General features: G+C 57.1%; 25 protein-coding genes. 11 read left to right on the forward strand and 14 right to left on the reverse strand.

Features of this window, described 5'->3' with window-relative positions; translation table 11 throughout:
* The 3 genes from M8010_RS14560 to zapE form a co-directional block, all read right to left on the reverse strand.
* Positions 1–1902: a DUF1302 domain-containing protein gene (locus tag M8010_RS14560; protein ID WP_250092515.1), complete on the reverse strand. Its 1902-nt coding sequence runs from the start codon at positions 1900–1902 to the stop codon at positions 1–3.
* 269 nt (positions 1903–2171) lie between these two features.
* On the reverse strand, positions 2172–3356 hold the full coding sequence (locus M8010_RS14565) for a thiolase family protein (RefSeq protein ID WP_250092529.1): 1185 nt from the start codon (positions 3354–3356) through the stop codon (positions 2172–2174).
* Positions 3357–3400: 44 nt separating this feature from the next.
* The gene (gene zapE, locus M8010_RS14570; RefSeq protein WP_250092727.1) at positions 3401–4498 is read right to left on the reverse strand and encodes a cell division protein ZapE; all 1098 of its coding nucleotides are present in this window, start codon (positions 4496–4498) and stop codon (positions 3401–3403) included.
* 323 nt (positions 4499–4821) lie between these two features.
* On the opposite strand from zapE, the gene M8010_RS14575 reads away from it, so the two are divergent.
* On the forward strand, positions 4822–5265 hold the full coding sequence (locus M8010_RS14575; protein WP_250092531.1) for a Z-ring associated ZapG family protein: 444 nt from the start codon (positions 4822–4824) through the stop codon (positions 5263–5265).
* A gap of 16 nt (positions 5266–5281) precedes the next feature.
* On the opposite strand, the gene M8010_RS14580 is transcribed toward M8010_RS14575, so the two are convergent.
* The 11 genes from M8010_RS14580 to M8010_RS14630 form a co-directional block, all read right to left on the reverse strand.
* Complete coding sequence (locus tag M8010_RS14580) at positions 5282–6025, reverse strand: Nif3-like dinuclear metal center hexameric protein (protein WP_250092546.1); 744 nt, start codon at positions 6023–6025, stop codon at positions 5282–5284.
* Between the two features lie 9 nt (positions 6026–6034).
* The gene (gene hisC, locus M8010_RS14585; protein WP_250092548.1) at positions 6035–7090 is read right to left on the reverse strand and encodes a histidinol-phosphate transaminase; all 1056 of its coding nucleotides are present in this window, start codon (positions 7088–7090) and stop codon (positions 6035–6037) included.
* A 195-nt stretch (positions 7091–7285) separates the two neighbouring features.
* Positions 7286–8593, reverse strand: coding sequence for a histidinol dehydrogenase (gene hisD, locus M8010_RS14590; protein WP_250092550.1), 1308 nt, complete (start codon positions 8591–8593; stop codon positions 7286–7288).
* A 172-nt stretch (positions 8594–8765) separates the two neighbouring features.
* Positions 8766–9413, reverse strand: coding sequence for an ATP phosphoribosyltransferase (gene hisG / locus M8010_RS14595; RefSeq protein ID WP_250092551.1), 648 nt, complete (start codon positions 9411–9413; stop codon positions 8766–8768).
* A 22-nt stretch (positions 9414–9435) separates the two neighbouring features.
* Positions 9436–10698, reverse strand: a complete 1263-nt coding sequence (gene murA / locus M8010_RS14600) for a UDP-N-acetylglucosamine 1-carboxyvinyltransferase (RefSeq protein ID WP_250092552.1) — start codon at positions 10696–10698, stop codon at positions 9436–9438.
* Between the two features lie 27 nt (positions 10699–10725).
* Complete coding sequence (locus M8010_RS14605) at positions 10726–10968, reverse strand: BolA family protein (protein WP_250092554.1); 243 nt, start codon at positions 10966–10968, stop codon at positions 10726–10728.
* 60 nt (positions 10969–11028) lie between these two features.
* Positions 11029–11382 (reverse strand): STAS domain-containing protein, encoded by a 354-nt coding sequence (locus M8010_RS14610; protein ID WP_250092556.1) that lies wholly within the window; start codon positions 11380–11382, stop codon positions 11029–11031.
* A complete protein-coding gene (locus M8010_RS14615) occupies positions 11379–12023 on the reverse strand; it encodes an MlaC/ttg2D family ABC transporter substrate-binding protein (RefSeq protein WP_502846225.1) in 645 nt (214 codons plus the stop codon). The genes M8010_RS14610 and M8010_RS14615 overlap by 4 nt, the downstream gene beginning before the upstream one ends.
* Positions 12024–12063: 40 nt before the next feature.
* On the reverse strand, positions 12064–12513 hold the full coding sequence (gene mlaD, locus M8010_RS14620; RefSeq protein WP_250092560.1) for an outer membrane lipid asymmetry maintenance protein MlaD: 450 nt from the start codon (positions 12511–12513) through the stop codon (positions 12064–12066).
* Positions 12514–12552: 39 nt separating this feature from the next.
* On the reverse strand, positions 12553–13332 hold the full coding sequence (gene mlaE / locus M8010_RS14625) for a lipid asymmetry maintenance ABC transporter permease subunit MlaE (protein WP_250092562.1): 780 nt from the start codon (positions 13330–13332) through the stop codon (positions 12553–12555).
* Entirely contained in the window at positions 13332–14144 is an 813-nt protein-coding gene (locus tag M8010_RS14630; protein ID WP_250092735.1) for an ABC transporter ATP-binding protein, read from the reverse strand. The genes mlaE and M8010_RS14630 overlap by 1 nt, the downstream gene beginning before the upstream one ends.
* 237 nt (positions 14145–14381) lie before the next feature.
* Here M8010_RS14630 and M8010_RS14635 point away from each other — a divergent pair, with 237 nt between their 5' ends.
* From M8010_RS14635 to M8010_RS14680, 10 genes are all read left to right on the forward strand, one after another.
* Positions 14382–15362, forward strand: coding sequence for a KpsF/GutQ family sugar-phosphate isomerase (locus M8010_RS14635; RefSeq protein ID WP_250092564.1), 981 nt, complete (start codon positions 14382–14384; stop codon positions 15360–15362).
* Complete coding sequence (locus M8010_RS14640) at positions 15362–15943, forward strand: KdsC family phosphatase (RefSeq protein WP_250092566.1); 582 nt, start codon at positions 15362–15364, stop codon at positions 15941–15943. Before M8010_RS14635 ends, M8010_RS14640 begins: the two co-directional genes overlap by 1 nt.
* On the forward strand, positions 15943–16533 hold the full coding sequence (gene lptC, locus M8010_RS14645; protein ID WP_250092567.1) for an LPS export ABC transporter periplasmic protein LptC: 591 nt from the start codon (positions 15943–15945) through the stop codon (positions 16531–16533). Before M8010_RS14640 ends, lptC begins: the two co-directional genes overlap by 1 nt.
* Positions 16517–17107 carry a lipopolysaccharide transport periplasmic protein LptA gene (gene lptA / locus M8010_RS14650; protein ID WP_250092569.1) on the forward strand — a complete coding sequence of 197 codons (591 nt, stop codon included), beginning with the start codon at positions 16517–16519 and terminating at the stop codon, positions 17105–17107. The genes lptC and lptA overlap by 17 nt, the downstream gene beginning before the upstream one ends.
* Positions 17085–17810 carry an LPS export ABC transporter ATP-binding protein gene (gene lptB / locus M8010_RS14655; RefSeq protein ID WP_250092570.1) on the forward strand — a complete coding sequence of 242 codons (726 nt, stop codon included), beginning with the start codon at positions 17085–17087 and terminating at the stop codon, positions 17808–17810. Before lptA ends, lptB begins: the two co-directional genes overlap by 23 nt.
* 119 nt (positions 17811–17929) lie before the next feature.
* Entirely contained in the window at positions 17930–19456 is a 1527-nt protein-coding gene (locus M8010_RS14660; protein ID WP_250092743.1) for an RNA polymerase factor sigma-54, read from the forward strand.
* A gap of 26 nt (positions 19457–19482) precedes the next feature.
* Positions 19483–19791 (forward strand): ribosome hibernation promoting factor, encoded by a 309-nt coding sequence (gene hpf, locus M8010_RS14665; protein ID WP_250092578.1) that lies wholly within the window; start codon positions 19483–19485, stop codon positions 19789–19791.
* A 96-nt stretch (positions 19792–19887) separates the two neighbouring features.
* On the forward strand, positions 19888–20358 hold the full coding sequence (ptsN, locus tag M8010_RS14670) for a PTS IIA-like nitrogen regulatory protein PtsN (protein WP_250092585.1): 471 nt from the start codon (positions 19888–19890) through the stop codon (positions 20356–20358).
* Between the two features lie 28 nt (positions 20359–20386).
* On the forward strand, positions 20387–21268 hold the full coding sequence (gene rapZ, locus M8010_RS14675; protein ID WP_250092587.1) for an RNase adapter RapZ: 882 nt from the start codon (positions 20387–20389) through the stop codon (positions 21266–21268).
* A 7-nt stretch (positions 21269–21275) separates the two neighbouring features.
* On the forward strand, positions 21276–21545 hold the full coding sequence (locus tag M8010_RS14680) for an HPr family phosphocarrier protein (RefSeq protein WP_250092591.1): 270 nt from the start codon (positions 21276–21278) through the stop codon (positions 21543–21545).
* Positions 21546–21615: the final 70 nt, after the last annotated feature.

Below are 21615 nucleotides of genomic sequence, written 5' to 3' on the forward strand. Positions count from 1 at the left end.
TCAGAATGAGTAGGAAACGCTCGCACTCACAAAATCGCGGTCGGTTAACTCGTTATACGGCTTGCCACCGAAAAAGTTTGTATAACCGATGTTGCCGGTTATGCGGTTCTGGTATACGCCCTGGAGCGACACCCCAATAGCCTTGTTACCTTCGTTGAAGTTACCGCCCGGCTGCGGTGCGTAGCCCTGCACATCATGGCTCCAGGCCAGCTGCGGTGACAGGTTGATGCCGGCAATCGCGCTCGGATAGTCCCAGACCAGACGCGTACGATAGCCCCAGGAGAAGGAAGTGGTAAAGCCTTCGTTGTTACAGTAGTTGGTATTGATGTTGGCACCGGCCGCACAGAAATCACCGGTAAAGTTCGCGCCATTAAGCGGGAGCTCGCCGATACCAAAAGTACCGGAACGGCCGTAGCGGGCTTCATCTTCGTCAGGAAGATCGTGCACGTAGGTCGCACCAAATTCGGTGATCAGAGACAGACGGCTGGCACCCATCACCTGGTCGAAGAATTTGATCAGTGTGAACTGCGCTTGTGACACGTTGAAGCGGTCATAACCATCGACGGGCTTGCCGGCCAGGTTTGCACCCGGGTTTTCTTCAAGACGCTGTGCTTCCAGCTTGCTCAGGATCTGACCGTCAGGGCCACGTTGTTGCAGGCCACCGAAGATCAGCTCAAACGCGTTCCACTGCAGCGGGACGTTGTCGCGGAAGCTGTACTCCGCGCCCAGAGACCAGCCACCTGGGGTCGTGGTGTTGATACTGATGCCATACAAATTTATGTTCTCCGGATACTCGATAAAGTAGCTGGGGAACGCAGCGTTCGGTTCGTTGGGATCACTCTGCTGTGTTGCACTCGGCGATGAAGGATTGTTCACCAGACCGCTGACGTACGGCAGACGGCTGTTGTACTTGATGTAGTAGAAGCCAATTTCTGAATTGTTCAGCTCAGGAACAAACCAGCGCACAGCTACACCGAACTGATCCTTGGCATCGGCCTCTTCATCGGCCAGACGCGGTGCTACGAAACCCTGGGCCAGTGCTTGCGAATCAGGCAGTGTGCCAGCCAGCAAAACCGGGCCACAGCCGTCAGGCGCAAAGTCGTTGGTTGAGAAGAAGGTGCCGCAATCATCCGGACGCACCGGTTCCCAGTCGGCCTGAACAAAGGCTTCAACCGTCACGTCCTGAGTGAGACCCACAGACGTGTAGAGCATCTCAACAGGTAGCAACGCATCTTTCAATTCTGAACCGGGAGCCCGGAAAGCCTGCACATCGATCGGGTTGACGGTGTTTATGCCACCCTGGATAAACGTGCTCTCGCCCCAGCTGACCACCTGTTTGCCGTAGCGCAGACTGACAGGTGTTTCACCCAGCCACCAGTCAGAGAAAACGTAGGCGTCAAGAATCTCGCCGCCTGATGCGCCCTTTTTGGCCTCTTCGTTCAAGGACCGGCGCTGCCCCACAGGGTCTACGGCCCGGTTCTCGTCTTTCAGTTCAAAGTCGTACCAGTAACGGCCGCGAATAAAACCACCAACGCGATCCAGATAGTCGCCACCAACGTTGTAGTTCAGGAACAGGTCACTGTTGCCCTTTACGATCTTGGAAACAGTATCCCCTTTTTCGAAATTCAGGTTACCGTCGTCGTAGTTGTTGGTAGAGGCACCAATGTTTGCCTTTGACCCACCTGGAGCGTACTCCGGGCCGAGATTACCCTGGGCAATCAACCTTTTGTCCGAATCCTGGGTCCGCCAGGTGGCACCAGCGGAAAGCGTGGTGTCGAGAGAGGCTTCGACGTCCCCCACATAAAACGAATAGGCAGCTGCCTGGCCGGACATTCCGGCGGCAACTGCTACGGCCAGCGGCAATTTGGTCCACTGCTGCCATTGCTGTGTTTTTCTTGTCATTGGAAGGCTACTCCATTGTTGTTCTGAGTCGCTGCTCTGATTATTGGTGTTCACGATGTTTGGAGGCTTCATGCACAGTGCTCGTGATGCTGGCACTATAGCTAACGCCATCGGACGCTTTGATCAGTCAAAAGTATGATTTTACGAATTACACCCCTCTCCGCGGCAGGCTTCCCTCGCACAGAATCACTATAGTCAACATTTTTGGTTGCAACCAGCCTGCCCCCTATCGGATTTAGCTTCGCCGCAAAACCTGAGAGTTGCCTACATCACAGCATTTCAATTGCCATAGCCGTAGCCTCACCACCGCCGATACACAGCGCCGCAACACCCTTCTTCTTGCCGTAATGCTTAAGGGAATGCATCAGCGTTACCAGAAGGCGGGAGCCGGTGGAGCCAACGGGGTGGCCCTGGGCGCAGGCACCGCCGTGGATGTTGACCTTCTCCGGATCCAGGCCGAGTTCGCGAGTCGGCATCATCGCGACCATGGCGAAGGCTTCGTTGATCTCGAACAGGTCGACGTCATCTTTGGTCCAGCCGGTTTTGCTGAACAGGGTCTCGATGGCACCCACCGGGGCGGAGGTGAACTCCGATGGATGCTGGGACTGGGTGCTGTGGGCAACAATCCTCGCCAGGGGTTTGAGGCCGCGCTTTTCGGCCTCGGATTCCCGCATCAACACCAGGGCAGAGGCGCCGTCGGAAATTGAAGAGGCATTTGCTGCGGTTACCGTGCCGTCTTTACTGAACGCAGGACGCAGGCTCGGGATCTTGTCGATATTGGCGTTGTGAGGCTGCTCGTCGTCTTCAACAACCACATCCCCTTTACGGGTTTTTACGGTAACCGGGATGATTTCATCTTTGAGCAGGCCTTTTTCAATGGCTGTCTTGGCCCGGGTAAGAGACGTGATGGCATACTCGTCCATTTCCTCACGGGTGTAGCCTTTTTTGTCGGCCATCTCCTGGGCGAACGCGCCCATCAGGCGGCCGGTTTCCGCGTCTTCGAGACCGTCAAGGAACATGTGGTCCTGGGGCGCCTGGCCCGGCCCCATGCGATAGCCGCTGCGCGCACCCTGAAGAATGTAGGGGGCGTTGGACATGCTCTCCATGCCACCGGCTACCATGATGTCGTTGCTGCCAGCCTTGATGACATCGTGGGCGAACATGGCGGCTTTCATGCCGGAACCACAGAGCTTGTTAATGGTGGTGGCGCCGGTGCTGTCCGGCAGGCCAGCCTGCCGCATGGCCTGGCGCGCCGGGCCCTGCTTCAGGCCGGCGGGCAGAACGTTGCCCATAATGACTTCCTGCACATCAGTTGGCTGAAGGCCGGCGCGGCGAATGGCTTCAGCGATGCTGATGGCGCCCAGCTCCGGCGCGGAAACTGCTGCCAGGCTGCCCTGGAAGCCGCCCATGGGGGTGCGTACACCGCTTACGATTACAACATTGTCTGTGGTCATGTTCTGGCCTCTGCGTTAAGTAAAAACTGGTTGTCGGATCCCCGTCACGCCCTGTGCGGCGCCTCCAGGTACTCCCGGGACTGCATTTCCAATAATCGCGATTCGGTACGCTCGAACTCGAACTCAAGCCGGCCGCCGGCGTAAAGGTCGGTAATGGCGGCTTCTGCGGAGATAATGACTTTCACGTTGCGGTCGTAAAACTCGTCGATCATGTTGATAAACCGCCGCGCCTGGTCCTCCCTGTCTTTGCCGAGGACGGGTACGTTGCTGATGATCACAGCATGAAACTCCCGGGCCAGTTCGATGTAATCGTTCTGGCTTCTGGGGCCATCGCACAGTGTTTTGAAGTCGAACCAGACCACGTCGTCTGCATGATTGACCGCCTTCAGCGTGCGGCCATTGATTTCCAGTTCCAGGCTGTGGCTGCCGGCTTCCACTGCGAGGCTGTGGTAGCTATTCTGCAGGCTGCTGTCTGCCTCCTCGTCCAGCGGGTGGTGGTAAAGCTCCGCCTGCTCCAGACTTCGCAGGCGATAGTCCACGCCACCATCCACGTTGACCACATCGGTGTGCTTCTTCACCAGCTCAATCGCTGGCAGGAACCGGGCCCGCTGCAGACCATCCTTATAAAGCCCGTCCGGCACAATATTGGAGGTACAGACCAGGGTGACACCCCGGCTGAACAGACCGTCCATCAGTGTGGCCAGTATCATGGCATCACCAATATCCGAGACAAAAAACTCGTCAAAGCAGATTACCCGGGTTTCGCCCGCAAACTGTTTTGCGACGAGCTCCAGCGGGTTCTTCTCGCCTTTCAGGCTTCTGAGCTCCTTGTGAACCCGCTGCATGAAACGGTGGAAGTGCACCCGCATCTTGCGATCAAACGGAAGGGATTCGTAGAAAGTATCCATCAGGTAAGTCTTGCCGCGGCCAACACCGCCCCAGAAGTACAGGCCCTTGACCGGTGCCTCCTTGCCCTTCTTGAGTTTGAGCCGGAGCTTAACCATCGGTTTTTCGCGATCCCTTTCCGCCGCCACCAGTTTGTCGTACAGTGACTGCAAACGGCGCACTGCGTCTTCCTGAGCCGGGTCGTGCTGGAATTCCGGCCGTTCCAGGTCCTGCTGATATCGTTCCCATGGGGTCATATGGATGCACTTTTGGGGTGTCATTAATGCGTTTCCCGAAGTATGGTCATTCATTACGGCGGCGTATTGTGGCCGATTTTGGCTATTTTCGCCATGTTCCGGAAGGTTCCGGCGCTCCCTCAGCAGTGACTGCAGGCCAGAGATACGATGCAATACGACGATTGGCGCACGTGCCACTCGTGTGCGCAGACGCTTTCGGGCGTTATACTCTGGGAAGGGATTACAACCGCATTGATAATAGCCAGCGGATCTGGCGTATTCAGCACCAGTCGGCGTAGTCACTGCACCGGCATGGCAGACTCATCAAAAGGACGACACAGCTTATGACAAACCTGATTCTGGCAGCTATCGCCGCATTGATTGTTGGCATTGTCATCGGGGTACTGTTTGGACGCTCTGGCCAGGGCTCAACCTTGCGGCAGCGCCGGGCTGAACAGCAGATTGAAGAACTGAGAAACGAGTACACCCGCTATCAGGCACAGGTTAACGAGCACTTCATGGAATCTGCTCACCTGCTGCGCCGATTCAATGACACCTATCGTGACGTCAACCAACACATGGCCCGCGGCGCCAACCGCCTGTGCAATGACGAAGACTGGCTGCTTGAGCTGGAAAAGGAAAATGCGCGGGCACGCCTGGAAGGCGCCGGCAATAATGAGGATGCAGAACCACCACGAGACTACGCACCCAAGAGCGACCCGAAAGAAAAAGGCACGCTGGCCGAGGACTTCGGGCTGGCCGACAAAGAGAAAGAGCAGAAAGCCTGACGGTTAAACGGGGTTTCTAGACAGGGTTGTCGCAGTCGATAAACCGGTGGCTCACCCCGAACGTTTCCTCAAGGGCCCGCGCCAGGACCTGAACCCCGTAGCGCTCCGTGGCGTGGTGGCCTGCTGCGTAGTAGTGAATGCCACATTCGCGGGCGGTATGAGTTGTCGGTTCCGAAATCTCGCCACTGATGTAGGCGTCGAGCCCGGCCTCTAACGCCTTGCCAATGAATCCCTGCGCGGCGCCAGTGCACCAGCCAACCCGAGATATCTGTGCTGGCCCTTCTCCTACCCTTAAGGGCACGCGGGCAAGCCGCTCACCAATCAGTTCCGCAAAGGCATCCGGGCTCATGGGAGCTTCCAGCTCGCCTTGCCATACCAGGCCGCCCAGCGGCCGAGGGTCACGAATGCCCAGCACATCTGCCAGTTGGCGATTGTTACCGTAGTCCGGGTGATCATCCAGCGGCAGATGGTAAGCCACCAGATTGATATCGTGGTCCAGCAGGCGCTTGATCCGCTCGCGTTTCATGCCGCGAATGGCCTGGTCCTCGCCTTTCCAGAAGTAGCCATGGTGTACCAGGATCATATCAGCGCCCGCGTCGATAGCCGCATCGATCAACGCCTGCGAGGCGGTCACGCCACTGATAATCGTGGAGACCTCTTCGGTGCCTTCAACCTGCAGGCCATTGGGGCAATAGTCCTGGAAATTGTCCGGGACAAGCCATTCATTCAGAGTGCGAAGGATCTCGTTGCGTGACGCCATGGGTTCTCACTACACCAGTGTGACGAGGCATTCGATCAGACGTTTGTTCTGATCCGCTGTGCCGGTGGTGATACGCAGGAAGTCGGAAATTCGGGGTTTGTTGAAATGGCGCACAATCACTCCCTGCTCTCTGAGCCCTTTGGCCAGGGTTTCACCGGCGTGGTCAGGATGACGGGCAAAGACAAAGTTGGCTTTCGAAGGCAGCACCTCGAAACCCAGCGCCTCAAGCTTCGACGTGACCCAGTCCCGCTCGCCAATGACACCCTCAGTGGTCGCACGGAACCAGTTTTCATCGTCAAATGCGGCAATGGCGCCTGCCAGGGCAAGGCGATCCAGGGGGTAGGAGTTGAAGCTGTTCTTCACCCGGTTCAAGGCTTCGATCAGCTCGGCGCTGCCGACGGCAAAACCAACTCTTAGTCCGGCCAGTGAGCGAGCCTTGGAAAGCGTCTGGGTGACCAGGAGATTGGGATACTGCCCCACCAGTTTGATGGCGCTTTCGCCGCCAAAATCCACGTAAGCCTCGTCCACTACGACAACATGTTCCGGATTGGCGGCGACGATGGCTTCAACCTTGTCCAATGCCAGGTAACGACCCGTGGGGGCATTAGGATTGGGGAAAATAATGCCGCCATTGGGCTGTTTGTAGTCATCGGGGTTTATTTCGAAGCTGTCAGTCAACGGTACGGTTTTGCCGTCGATGTTATAGAGGCCGCAGTAAACCGGGTAGAAGCTGTAGGTAATGTCCGGATACAGAACGGGCTGTCCGTGCTGGAACAGGCCGTAGAAGATATGCGCCAGCACTTCATCAGAGCCGTTACCAAGGAAGACCTGATCGCTCTGAACTCCGTAATATCGGGCAATGGTGCTTTTCAGGGCATCGCCTTCGGGGTCCGGGTAGAGGCGCAGATTATCGTTCAGCTCAGCAGTAATGGCTTCAACAACTTTCGGTGACGGCCCAAAGGGATTTTCATTGGTATTCAACTTCACCAGATTGGCCATTTTGGGCTGTTCCCCCGGTACATAGGGGGTCAGATTTTTGACCAACGGGCTCCAGAACTTGCTCATTTTTTACCTGACTCCTGAGGGATCGGGCGGTGCGGATGGGCTCCCGGGGCACGCTACAAGCACATCCATGTGCGCTTGACTCCGGCCATCCTTGGCCGGAGACATCCCCGGGAGCCCATCCACACCACCCTCGCAAACTTGGGCAATGGCATTCACAAGGTCGGATTACCCAAAGGCGTAATCCGACAACAAAGCCTACTCTTTGATCCTGTACTCCGCCGATCGAGCATGAGCCGTCAAGCCCTCACCGCGGGCCAGAACCGAAGCGACCCGGCCCATCCGGTCCGCGCCATCGGCGGAAAACCCGATAATGGAGGACCGCTTCTGGAAGTCATAAACCCCCAACGGCGAGGAAAAACGAGCAGTACCTGACGTCGGCAACACGTGGTTGGGGCCGGCGCAGTAGTCACCCAGGGCTTCTGCGGTGAAGCGGCCCATAAAAATGGCGCCAGCATGGCGTATCTCTTCAACCAGACTTTCCGGATCTTCCACGGAAAGCTCAAGGTGCTCGGGCGCAATTCGATTGGAAACCTTCGCCGCCTCGGAAAGATCAGCCACTTGAATCATTGCAGCACGGTCGGTCATTGAGGTGGCAATAATCTCCGCCCGCTCCATGGTTGGCAGCAGTTTGTTAATACTGGCTTCCACCGCATCCAGGAACTCTGCATCCGGGCTAATCAGAATGGATTGCGCCTGCTCGTCATGCTCGGCCTGCGAGAACAGGTCCATGGCAATCCAGTCCGGATCGGTCTGGCCGTCGCAGATCACCAGTATCTCGGATGGACCGGCGATCATATCGATGCCGACGGTACCGAAGACCTCGCGCTTGGCAGTGGCGACAAAAATATTGCCGGGACCGACAATTTTATCAACAGCGGGAATGGTTTCGGTTCCATAAGCCAACGCACCAACCGCCTGGGCACCACCCACACAGAACACGCGATCTACACCCGCAATTGCAGCCGAAGCTAAAACCATATCGTTAACCACACCATCCGGTGTGGGAACTACCATAATCACCTCACCAACACCGGCAACTTTAGCAGGAATGGCGTTCATCAATACGGACGACGGATAGGCCGCCTTTCCACCAGGCACATATAAGCCAGCCCGGTCCACCGGCGTCACTTTCTGCCCCAACACCGTGCCGTCTTCATCCTCATACTGCCAGGACTTCTGATTCTGGCGCTCATGATAGTCCCGCACCCGGTCAGCGGCTTTTTCCAGGGCAACCCGCTGATCCTGGAGAATAGCGCCCAAAGCCTTCTGCAAGCGGTCCTGGCCCATCTCCAGCTCGGCCACAGAGCCAACCTTCAACCGGTCAAACTTCTCGGTAAATTCCAGGACGGCTGCATCACCACGGGTTTTCACCTGATGCAGGATATGACGCACCGACTCATTTACCTGATGATCAACACTGTCATCCCACGCCAGCAGCCTGGCCAGTTCACTATCGAAGTCACTTTGGGAAGCATTCAATCGTTTGATGCTGATCTCGGTCATCACTGAATCCTGTTCCGAATTGTTAACTCAAGTCTGTTGAAGGCAACGCCTTGGTATGGGAAGTGATCAGGGACGGCTTTCCAAAACTGTACGGAGCCATGGATGGCGGAGTCCAAGCGTCACATGGACGTGCCGAAGGAGCGTGTTTTGGAAAGCCGTCCCTGAGCGCTTCTTACTCCAGAGTCCGTCGCTTCTCAACAGCCGCGGACATCATCTCAATTATGGGATTAATGCCCGCATGTTTCATCTTCATCGAGGCCCGATTGACAACCAATCGACTGCTTATGTACTCAATAAGCTCTCTTGCCTCGAGACCATTAGCCTTCAACGTATTACCGGTATCCACGATATCGACAATCTCGTCGGCAAGACCAAGAATCGGAGCAAGCTCCATTGCACCATACAGTTTAATGATGTCAGCCTGACGGCCCTGGGCCGCGTAATATTGGCGCGCCAGGTTCACAAACTTTGTGGCGACTCGCAGGCGACCTTCCGGAGACTTGGTATCCTTCTTCCCCGCCGTCATCAACCGACAGCGGGAAATATTCAGATCCAGCGGCTCATAAAGCCCCTCGCCGCCATGCTCCATCAACACATCCTTACCGGTGACACCCAGATCCGCGCCGCCATACTGAACATAGGTAGGCACATCGGTTGCGCGCAGAATCAACACACGCACGTTCGGATCGGTAGTGGGAAACACCAGTTTCCGAGACTTGTTCACGTCGTCGACCAGCTCGATGCCCGCTTCTTTCAGTAACGGCAGAGTCTCGTCGAGGATTCGCCCCTTCGACAGTGCGATGGTGATGGATTCGGTCATGCGTCCTTCCGGTTTAATGTATTCAGGCTGGCAGGCGGCGGATACTGGCGCCCAGCAGCTGCAGCTTCTCTTCGATGCATTCGTAACCACGGTCGATGTGGTAAATACGGTCCACGATGGTATCGCCGTCAGCCACCAGCCCTGCAATAACCAGGCTGGCCGAGGCCCGCAGGTCCGTTGCCATAACCGGGGCACCGGTCAGGTGGTCGACGCCCTTGATAATGGCGGCATTGCCTTCAAGGGTGATGTCCGCACCCATGCGGATAAGTTCCTGCAGATGCATGAAGCGGTTTTCGAAGACCGTTTCCACGATGGTTCCGGTACCTTCTGCCACCGCATTCATGGCCGCAAACTGGGCCTGCATGTCAGTCGGGAACGCCGGATATGGCGCAGTCCGGATACTGACTGCCTTGGGCTGATTTCCCTTCATATCCAGGGAAATCCAGTCCTTGCCGGTATCGATATGGGCACCAGCTTCTTCCAGTTTCAGCAGTACAGCTTCCAGTAGCTCCTCGCGGGTATCCTTCAGCTTGACCCGGCCCCGGGATGCGGCCGCAGCAACCAGATAGGTGCCGGTTTCAACACGGTCCGGCAACACGTCGTAATGGCAGCCGTGGAGCCTCTCAACACCATTGATTTCGATAGTAGCGGTGCCATGGCCCTTGATGTCCGCACCCATGGCAATCAGGCATTCGGCCAGGTCCACCACTTCCGGTTCCCGCGCGGCGTTTTCAAGGATGGTTTTTCCATCCGCCAGCGCTGCGGCCATCATCAGGTTTTCGGTACCGGTTACGGTGACAGTGTCGAGGAAAATATGGGCACCCTTCAGGCGACCATTGGTTTTCGCCTTGATATAACCGTTTTCGACCTTGATCTCGGCACCCATCATTTCCAGGCCGTGGATGTGCAGGTTCACTGGCCGGCTGCCAATGGCACAACCACCAGGCAGAGACACTTCTGCCTCACCAAAGTGCGCCACCAGGGGACCAAGCACCAGTATCGAGGCGCGCATGGTTTTCACCAGCTCGTAGGGCGCATGGAACTGCTTGATGGTATTGGCGTGAACTTCAACGCTCATCTTCTCGTCGATCATCAGTTCGACGCCCATCCGGCCCAGCAGCTCGATCATCGTGGTGATGTCGTTCAGGTGCGGCAGGTTGCCCACGGTAACCGGTTCGTCCGCCAGCAGAGTGGCAGCCAGAATCGGTAGCGCAGCGTTTTTGGCGCCGGAAATCCGGATTTCGCCGTCAAGAGGCTTGCGGCCCCTGATCAGAAGTTTATCCACAATTATGTCCTGTTGTTTGCGGGCGTATCAGCCTTGGCGCGCGGCCCATTCAGCCGGGGTAAAGGCTTTCGGATGCAGGGCGTGAATGGTGCCGTCAAGAATATGCTGGAAAAGCGCCTTATTGATCATTTGTTGCCGTTTGATGGTCGGCAACCCTTCAAAAACGTCACCCACCACAACGACGAGATAATGATTGCCGTCAATCTGCACCTGAACTTCGCAATCGGGCAATGCCTCTTTGACCAGCTCGGCAACTTCGGTGGCTTCCATATATAATCCTCGGGCGTTTTTGAATCAGGGGCGAGATTGTAACCAATTATGGCGCCCGGGTCAGCTCTGGTGCTGGTTTTCACGGGGCGCCTGTAACGGTGCCTGCGACGGGAAGCCCGGCAGCTGTTCATCAAGGCCGCTCAGGGCCGCAAGTGAGCCGAGGCGTTCGCTGACACCGGTAAAATAAAGCGTTTGGCTGCGACCCCGCGCCAGGCGCTGCCAGCAAAGCAGAAGGGACAACACCACGCTGTGTGCGGTTGTCATTGCCGTGAGATCGACGGTCAGGTCCGCTTTGCTGCTCAGAATCAGTGTCTCACCCTCTTTTCTGAGGGCAACCACGGCCAGCGGATCGATCGCACCACTGACCGTCAGCCTGTCATTATCCAGGGTAACTGTTGCCTGAGCCGGCGTCATGAGTTGTCGACTTCGCCTTCCAGGTTCAGGGATTCGACAGCATCGCCCCAGCCGTCGATCACGACCTGGACCTGACCGCCATTCTTCTCCATTTCCTGGCTAAAGCGATCACGGAACGCCAGGCCAATGTTCACCCCTTCGACAATGACATTCTCCATCATCCAGCGACCTTCTTTTGCCTGGTACATGGAGTAGGTCACCGGATACCGGTTGCCGGAGGCGCTGATGACTTCCATGCGCACAGACGCACGCTCGTCATTGCCGGGATTGATGGTGGCGTCCTTCACTTCGATGGTGAAGTCATCCGTGCTCACCAGGGCCTGAGCGTAACTGTCGAACAGGCTGCGCTTGAATTTTTCCACGAACTCGTCGCGCTGCTCCGGAGATGTCTGCCGCGCGTAACGACCCATCACCCGCGCTGCGATCCGGCGGAAATCCACAAAGTCCCTGAGCTCTTCGTCCATGCTCCGGTAAAAGGCCTGCGGATCTTCCTCATACAAACCTTTTTCGTTGTTTAGCTTGTCGACAAGCCGCTGAGTGTTCTCATCCACATACTCGCGCAGATCCTCCTCCGGGCTGGCATGGACCGGCAGCGCCAGAGCGATCATCAGTAATGTAACGAGCAGCAGGCTGCGTCTCATCAGAACCATGGTTGTCTCCTGTTAACCACTTGCGGTCGTTTTACTGCCCGGAGGCAAAGTTGGATATCATTCGTTCAAGGTTCATGGCGGACTGTGTGGAGTAAAAGGTATCTCCGTCTCCCAGTGACTCCATGTCGCCACCCACCGAAATATCAATGTACTGCTCACCGAGCAGACCGGATGTACGTATTACTGCGGAGCTGTCGGCGGGGATGTTGTCCACACTCTGGTTCACATCAATGACCACCCGCGCCTGAAAGGTTTCCCGGTCCAGCGTGATCTCCCTGATTTCGCCTACCGTTACACCGGCCATGGATACCTTGGCACGGGGCGTCAGGCCTCCGGCGTCGTTAAAGTTGGCGTAGAGCGTGTAGGAGCTCTCCGGTGCTTTTGGCGTCAGTCCGCTGACCTGCAGCGCCAGAAACATGATGGCCGCGATACCGGCGAGCATAAACAGCCCTACGATGACTTCTGTCGTTCTCTGTGCCATTTGCGGCCCCCTGTGTTCTATTGATTCAGTATACCGCGATCAGAAGTCGCCAAACATGACAGCGGTGAGCACAAAATCCAGCCCCAACACCGCCAGCGACGAATACACCACGGTTTTGGTGGTGGCAGAGCTGATACCGGCAGACGTGGGTACACAGTCATAGCCCTGGTAGACCGCAATCCAGGAGCAGACAAAACCGAAAACCACGCTTTTGATAACGCCGTTGAGTACGTCCTTGGTGAAGCTCACCGAGGACTGCATATTGCCCCAGAACGAGCCCTCGAACACCCCGAGCCACTCAACGCCTACCAGCATGCCGCCCCAGATCCCGACCACCGAGAACACGGCCGCCAGGATGGGCACCGCAATGAATCCGGCCCAAAGCCTCGGGGCAATGACCCGGCGAAGCGGGTCCACTCCCATCATTTCCATACTGGAAAGCTGTTCGGTGGTCTTCATTAGCCCGATTTCAGCGGTCAGCGCCGAGCCAGCGCGGCCAGCGAACAGCAGGGCTGTCACCACCGGTCCCAGCTCCCTCACCAGCGTCAGAGCAATCATCTGGCCGATGGCCGCTTCCGAGCCGTAATCGCTGAGAATGGTATAACCCTGAAGCCCCAGCACCATGCCGATGAACAATCCGGAGACCACAATGATCGCCAGCGATAGCACACCGATCGAATACAGCTGTTTGAGCAGCAGCGGGAAGGCTACCGACGGTTTCGAAACACCACCCAGGACTCCCGCCAGAAAACGGCCAGAACGCCCCAGCGAGGCAAAAATATCGAGCCCCAGCCGGCCAATTGCCGCCAGTTTTTCCATTAACGGCTCCTCCCGGTAATACCCCAGTCCTGACCGGCATCCACGGCCGGGTAATGGAAGGGCACCGGGCCATCCGGATGGCCGTGCAAGAACTGCTGGACCTGCTCCGACGGATGCGCCTGAATCTCCTCCGGGGTGCCCTCGCCGATGATCTGGCCATCCGCCACGATGCACGCGTAGTGGCAGATGCTGAGGGACTCCTTCACATCGTGGGAAACCATGACGCTGGTCAGGCCCATTGAGCTGTTGAGATCCCGTATCAGCTTGATCAACACCCCCATGGCTATCGGGTCTTGCCCGGTAAAGGGCTCGTCGTACATGATCAGTTCCGGGTCCAGCGCGATGCTGCGGGCCAGAGCGACCCGACGGGTCATTCCCCCGGACAGCTCCGCCGGCATCAGATCGCGGGCTCCGCGCAGGCCAACGGCCTCCAGCTTCATCAAAACGATGTCACGGATCATGTCTTCTGGCAGGGAGGTATGCACCCGCAACGGGAAGGCGACGTTTTCGAACACGCTGATGTCGGTAAACAGGGCTCCGCTCTGGAACAGCATGCCCATTTTCTCCCTCAGGCGGTACAGAGCCTTGCGTTTCAGCCCCGGCACATCCTCGCCAGCCACCGTAATGGTGCCCGAGTCCGGCCGTAGCTGGCCGCCGATCAGCCTCAGCAGGGTGGTTTTTCCGGTGCCGCTCGGCCCCATGATAGCGGTGATCTTACCCCGGGGGATATCCAGGCTGACACCATCGAAAATACGGTGATCTCCGCGGGAGAAAACCACGTCTCTGAGCTCAATGTAGGGAGAAGTGTCCATACCTGTTTCCAGTAACCGCCCGGGTGTTACAGGGCCTGCCTCGCGGAACAGGCTGCGGCCCTCGATGTGTGCGTACATTATGCCAACCTGCTGACAACCTCAATCCATCCTGCACAAAATGAACTGATGTCAATGATCAGTTTTGCTGAACCTCTTGTCATGAAGGCAGCCAAAGCCCTTGAAGTGATATACTCTCGCCACGATGAAACGCATCAACATTCCAGACCCGGGTAGCCGATGACCACCGAAACCAGCCATAAGTTCAGAGAATCCGCCCTGCGGGCCATCGAGATCGAACTTGAAGCCATTCAGGCACTGACCGACAGAATCGATGATCACTTCGTTCGCGCCTGCGAAGTCATTATGGCCTGTAAGGGCCGCGTGGTGGTGACCGGCATGGGTAAGTCCGGCCACATCGGCAACAAGATTGCCGCTACCCTGGCCAGCACTGGTACGCCTTCTTTCTTTGTACACCCGGGGGAAGCCAGCCATGGTGACCTGGGTATGATAACCAGCCAGGACGTGGTTCTGGGCATCTCCAACAGTGGCAACACCAGTGAAGTGCTGACCATTCTGCCGCTGATCAAACGTATGGGCGCCCCGCTGATCAGCATGACCGGCAACGAAAATTCCACCCTGGCACGGGAAGCAGTTGCCAATCTGGATGTCAGTGTTGCCCTGGAAGCCTGTCCTCTCGGCCTGGCCCCTACCTCCAGCACCACCGCGACCCTGGTGATGGGGGATGCTCTCGCGGTCGCCCTGCTGGAAGCGCGTGGTTTCAGCACTGAAGACTTTGCACTATCCCACCCCGGTGGCAGCCTGGGCCGCAAGCTTCTGCTGCGGGTTTCCGAAATCATGCACACGGGTGACCGCATTCCTCGCGTGCAGGAAGACACTCCCCTCAGCGGCGCTCTGTTGGAAATCTCCCGCAAGGGCCTTGGTATGACCACGGTCATCAATGCCGGTGGCGACCTGGTGGGTGTGTTCACGGATGGTGACCTGCGCCGCACCCTGGACCGCTCCGTGGATATCCACAACACTCCGATTGCCGAAGTGATGACCCGCAACGGTCGCATTATCCACGACGACCAGCTGGCTGCCGAAGCCCTGAATATGATGGAAGAACTGAAGATCAACGCCCTGCCGGTGATTGCCCGTGACGGCAAGCTGACCGGCGCCATCAACATGCATGACCTGCTGCGGGCCGGGGTTATCTAATGAGTAATCTGATGAGTGATCCGATGGCAGGCCCGCAGCGGCTACAATGGCCGGTCGATCTGCTGGAAAAAGCAGCTGCCATCCGCCTGCTGGCGCTGGACGTCGACGGCATCATGACCGACGGCAAACTGTTTTTCAGCGCCTCTGGAGACGAGCTTAAAGGCTTCAATATCCTCGACGGCCTCGGGCTCAAGCAAGTGATGGCTGCCGGCATTGATGTTGCGGTCATTACCGGCCGACGCTCACCCCTCACCGAGAAACGAATGAACGACCTGGGCATTCCTCACCTGATGCAGGGTCGGGAGGACAAAAAGGTTGCACTTGTGGAGCTGGCCGGGCAGCTCGGCCTTTCCCCGCAGCAGATTGCCTATATGGGCGATGACCTGCCGGATCTGCCCGCCATCCGTTATGCCGGGCTTGGTATTTCAGTCCCCAATGGCTACTGGTTTGTTCGCCAACACGCGGATGTGTGCACCGCTGCCCCCGGTGGCAGCGGTGCCGTCAGGGAAGCCTGCGAATTGCTGTTGAGCGCCCACGGCCAACTCGAAGCCAGCCTGCACCCCTACCTGGAGCAGGAGTGATGTCCGCCCAGCCCTTACTTCACCGCCCCTGGGTAAGAACACTGAGCCTGGCTGGCACGATAGTGGCGCTGTTCTTTCTGCTCTGGCAAAGTGACGAGCCATCGGAGCCAACAGAAGCGGCATCCCTGCGGGGCGAATCCGAGCCCGATGGATTCGTGGTTAACGGCCATTATCTGTCGTACGACGAAACCGGCCGCCTGACAACGCGGTTCCGCAGTCCGAGGATTGAACAGTTCGAGTCCCGCAGTGAAACCGTGATGGACTCCCCCCGGGCGACACTTTATGGCCAAGGCGGCGACCCACCCTGGCAGGTTGAGGCCACTGAGGGGCGCTTTCTAGAAACCGACGACCTGGTTCATCTGACCGGGGATGTAAAGGTAATCCGGGAAGCCGAAGGTGGCCGCCCGCTGACCCTGACAACAACGGCTTTGACGATGAACAACCGTGATCGCACTGTGTACACGGATAAGCCGGTGGAACTGACCGACGCCGTCAGCCAGACCACGGCTACCGGCATGAAGGCCTGGATTGATGACCGCATTCTTGAACTCGAATCGCAGGTGGAAGGACGCTATGAGCCTGGCAACTGAATTTTTGCCCAGTGGCAAGCCGTTTTGGCTCGCCGCGAACCCGGTAGTTTTGACCGCCGTTTGTCTGGCGCTGTTTGCGCCGGCATCTCTGGCGTTCGACCTTGAGTCAGACGCCCCCATCAGGGTCAGTGCTGACAGCGCGCGGCTCGATGACGGCCAGGGCGTAGCCACCTACACCGGTGCAGTGGAAATGACTCAGGGCCGGACAAACCTGACTGCAGACAAGGTTGTATTGTACCGGGACGAAACTGGTGTCAGCCGGATAGAAGCAACGGGCCAGCCCGCACATTACCGGCAGCCAGCGACGGAAGGACAGGGAGAAACCGACGCCCGCGCCCTCAACATCACCTGGTCGGCCGCTGAAAGCCGGGTCACGTTCGAGCGCGAGGCCGTGATTGAACAGGACGGCAACCTGTTCCGCGGCGATATTATCCACTATGACAGCGCCGAGCGCATCGTGACTGCCGAAGGCGCCGATGACGACGGCGAAGGTAGTGGTCGCGTTGAAATGGTCATACAGCCACGCAAGAAATCAGACGGACAGGATACCGATGGCAGTTCTCAGAGCCAGTAACCTGGCAAAAAGCTATAAACAGATTAAGGTTGTTATCGACGTTTCCCTGGAAATCCGCAGTGGTGAGATTGTCGGGCTGTTAGGCCCCAACGGGGCCGGCAAAACCACTTGTTTCTATATGATCGTGGGGCTGGTTCCCGCCGACAATGGCCGGATCACCATCGACAACCAGGACATCACGCCGCTGCCAATGCATGGCAGAGCCCGCAAAGGTATCGGCTATTTGCCCCAGGAAGCGTCGGTATTTCGCAAACTGACGGTTCGCGACAATATCATGGCCATCCTCGAGACCCGCCAGGGGCTCAACCGCAGTAGCCGGGATGCCAAGCTGGAAGAACTGCTGGAAGAGTTTCACATCACTCACATCCGCGACAGCCTGGGCATGGCCTTGTCTGGCGGCGAACGTCGGCGGGTGGAAATCGCCCGGGCCCTGGCCATGGAGCCTGCATTTATTCTCCTGGATGAACCTTTCGCGGGAGTGGATCCGATCTCGGTGAGCGATATCAAGCACATTATCCGCCACCTGCGGGATAAAGGCATTGGCGTGCTGATCACCGATCACAATGTGAGGGAAACCCTCGACATTTGCGAGAATGCCTATATCGTCAGCGGAGGGCATATCATTGCCTCGGGTAATTCAAACGATATACTGGCCAACCAACAGGTCAAGGAAGTGTATCTGGGCAACGAGTTTCGCCTGTAGTACACTCGGCAAAGAACTTGCTTGGCACGGCAAGTAGCCAGCATACAAAGAGTTTTTTTGCAACCACAACTCCCGAATCAGACCGAGAGATACCGAGTGACGGACTCTGAATCATGGTTATGAAAGCCTCATTACAGTTAAAGCTGGGTCAAAGCCTGACCATGACGCCCCAGCTGCAACAGGCAATCAGGCTTCTGCAGCTCTCCACCCTAGACCTCCAGCAGGAAATCCAGCAGGCGCTGGAATCCAACCCCATGCTGGAAACCTCGGAAGACGACGATAACCAGAATCCGGAATCGACCGAAAACGAACATGACAACGAGGAATCATCATCGGCCGAAGAGTCGAACGCCGCCTCGGAATCCTCCCCTGACTGGGACGAATCCGAAAACGGGCCCGACTGGTCGTCGGAGACCGACAGCCCTGACACCATTCCCGATGATCTTCCGGTTGATACTGCCTGGGACGACATTTACCAGTCGGCCCCGGCATCATCGGCCCGTAACGACGACGAAAACGACAACGATTTCGAAACCCGCAACTCGCCCACGGAAACCCTGCACGATCATCTGGAGTGGCAACTCAACCTGACCCCCATGAGCGAACGGGACCAGGCTATCGCCCACGCGCTGTTGGATGCGGTTGATAATCACGGGTACCTGACCTCGCCCCTCGAAGAGATCCATTCAGGGATGGTGGAGGAGTCCGATGAGGATCCACTGGAACTGGATGAAGTGGAAGCGGTACTGCACCGCCTGCAGCATTTCGACCCGCCCGGCGTCTTCGCCCGGGACCTGCAGGAATGCCTGCTGATCCAGCTCAACCAGTTGCCCCCGGATACACCCTGGCTGGCTCAGGCGCGGCTGGTTATCACCCACTACATCAGCCTGCTGGGCAATCGCGACTACGCCCAGCTGCTGCGCCGCAGCCGCCTGAAGGAAGATCAGTTGCGGGACGTGCTGGCACTGATTACCGGGCTGAACCCCAGGCCGGGCGACACACTGGACCAGGCGGAACCGGACTACGTTATCCCGGACGTCATCGTGCGCAAACACAATGAACGCTGGCGTGTGGAGCTGAATCCGGAAATTGCACCGCGCATTCGCGTCAATGCCAGCTATGCTTCACTGATAAAGCGTGCGGACAGCAGTGCCGATAACACCTATCTGCGGGATCAGCTGCAGGAAGCGAAATGGTTTATCAAAAGCCTGCAAAGCCGTAACGAAACCCTGCTCAAGGTGGCCACGCGGATTGTCGAGCACCAACAGGGGTTTCTGGATCATGGCGAGGAGCACATGAAGCCGCTGATTCTGTCGGACATTGCCCAGGCGGTGGAAATGCATGAATCGACCATTTCCAGGGTAACGACCCAGAAATACATGCACACGCCACGGGGCATTTTCGAGCTCAAGTATTTTTTCTCCAGCCATGTCGGTACTGACGAGGGCGGAGAGTGTTCTTCCACGGCCATCAGGGCGATGATCAAAAAGCTGATTGCAACGGAAACCCCGAAAAAGCCATTGAGCGATAGCAAAATTGCAGCCATGCTAGGAGAACAGGGTATCAAGGTAGCGAGACGAACCGTGGCCAAGTACCGTGAGGCAATGCACATCCCTCCGTCCAACGAGAGAAAGCGACTGGTGTAGTAAACATCCGATAACAGGAGAAGCCTATGCAACTCAATATTTCAGGCCATCACGTAGAACTGACCCCCGCGCTGAAAGATTACATAACAGGCAAGTTTGAAAAGCTCGAACGCCACTTTGACCACATCAGCAATTGCCAGGTCACCCTTGAGGTGGAAAAAGTGCGCCAGATGGCGGAGGCTACGCTTCACGTGATTGGTGGTGAGATTCACGCAAAGGCCGAAGACAGCGATATGTATGCCGCCATTGATGCGCTGGTGGACAAGCTGGACAGGCAGATCCTGAAGCACAAGGAAAAGAACGTTGACCGGATGCATGGAAACGGAGCCCGCTAGGGAATCCAGCTTCCTGCATAACAGTTAATCGAGCTGCGGCGCTGGTTAAATTATAAAAGGTGCCGCAGCCTTTTTTTACGGAACTGCAGTCGATTCATGACCGACACATCCCTGACTATCGAGAACATTCTCGCGCCGGAACTGACCCTATGCAGGGCTCCCAGCTCCAGCAAAAAGCGGGTTATGGAAACCATCGCCGAGCAGATCCAGCAACATGATCCGTCGCTCAGTGATACCGAAATATTCAACAACCTGGTGGCCCGGGAGCGACTGGGGAGTACGGGTATTGGCCAGGGTATTGCCATCCCCCACTGTCGCCTGGAAGGGCTCGATCGCGTTGTGGGGGTTCTGCTGACACTGGAAGAGGGCGTGGCCTTCGATGCCATCGACAATCAGCCGGTGGATCTGGTGTTTGCCCTGATTGTCCCCAAGGAAGCGACCAGTGAACACCTTGAACTGCTGAGCCAGCTGGCCGAAAAGTTCAATGAAAAGGCATTCTGCGATCAACTCCGCCAGTGCACCGATGCGGACTCTCTCTATCGCCGGATGACGGCCGAAGGAAGCTGAACCACTACAGATTCGAGGTGAATGGGCTATGAAACTGATCATCGTCAGCGGCCGATCGGGCTCCGGTAAAAGTACAGCGCTGCATGTGCTGGAAGACCTGGGTTTCTACTGCATCGACAACCTGCCCATCGGGTTGCTGTTTCCACTGACACGGGAAGCCGCCAACCAGAGCTCACCGGGCCGGCTGGGCAAAATGGCGGTCAGCATCGACGCTCGCAACCTGTCCGGCGAACTCAGCAACTTCGAAGACATCTACAGCAGCCTTCAGGAAACCGGCGTCACCATTGAGGTAATTTACCTGGATGCCGATGAACAGTCCCTGCTCCAGCGATTCCACGCCACACGACGAAAGCATCCGCTGAGCGACGACAAGACCTCACTGCGCGAAGCGATCGGTAATGAGAAGAAGCTGCTGGAACCTCTGTCGAAACTGGCCGACCTCTATATCGATACCACCGGCCTGTCCATGTACGAACTGAGGGACATGGTCAAGCAGCGGGTGGCAGGGCGTCGCCAGCAGGAACTGGCGCTGTTATTCCAGTCTTTCGGCTTCAAGCATGGCGTACCGCTGGATTCAGATTATGTGTTCGATGTTCGCTGTCTGCCCAACCCTTACTGGGACACCAGCCTGCGACAGTTTGTCGGCACCGATCAGCCGGTGATCGACTTCCTGGAAAAGGAACCACTGAGTCGGAAAATGGTGGAAGACCTGACCAGCTTCCTGGAAAGCTGGCTACCCTCCTTTGCCGACAGCAATCGCAGCTATATGACGATTTCCATCGGCTGTACTGGTGGCCAGCACCGTTCGGTTTATGTCTGCGAACAGCTGGGCCGTTATTTCTCGGAAAAATACAACAATGTGCAGGTTCGGCACGCCGAACTCCCACACTTGCAGAGCCGGGAAAGCTGAACGGTTTATGATTCGCCGCCCCGTTACCATCATCAACAAACTTGGACTCCATGCCCGCGCTGCGGCCAAACTGGTTGCAACGGCATCGGACTTCGAGAGCAGCGTTCAGATCAGCCGAAACGATCGCAAGGTGGACGCCAAGAGCATCATGCCGGTGATGATGCTGGCCGCCAGCCAGGGGACAGAGGTAGAACTGATTGCAGACGGGCCTGACGAGTCCGAAGCCATTGAAGCGCTGGCAGCGCTTGTTGACGATTATTTCGGCGAAGGCGAATAGCTGCCAGCACGACCACGGCATTCACCTACAACTCTTTCTCACCTGTGTAACCTAACTCCGCTATAATACG

The sequence above is a fragment of the Marinobacter sp. ATCH36 genome (assembly GCF_023555055.1).
Taxonomy (GTDB): Bacteria; Pseudomonadota; Gammaproteobacteria; order Pseudomonadales; family Oleiphilaceae; genus Marinobacter.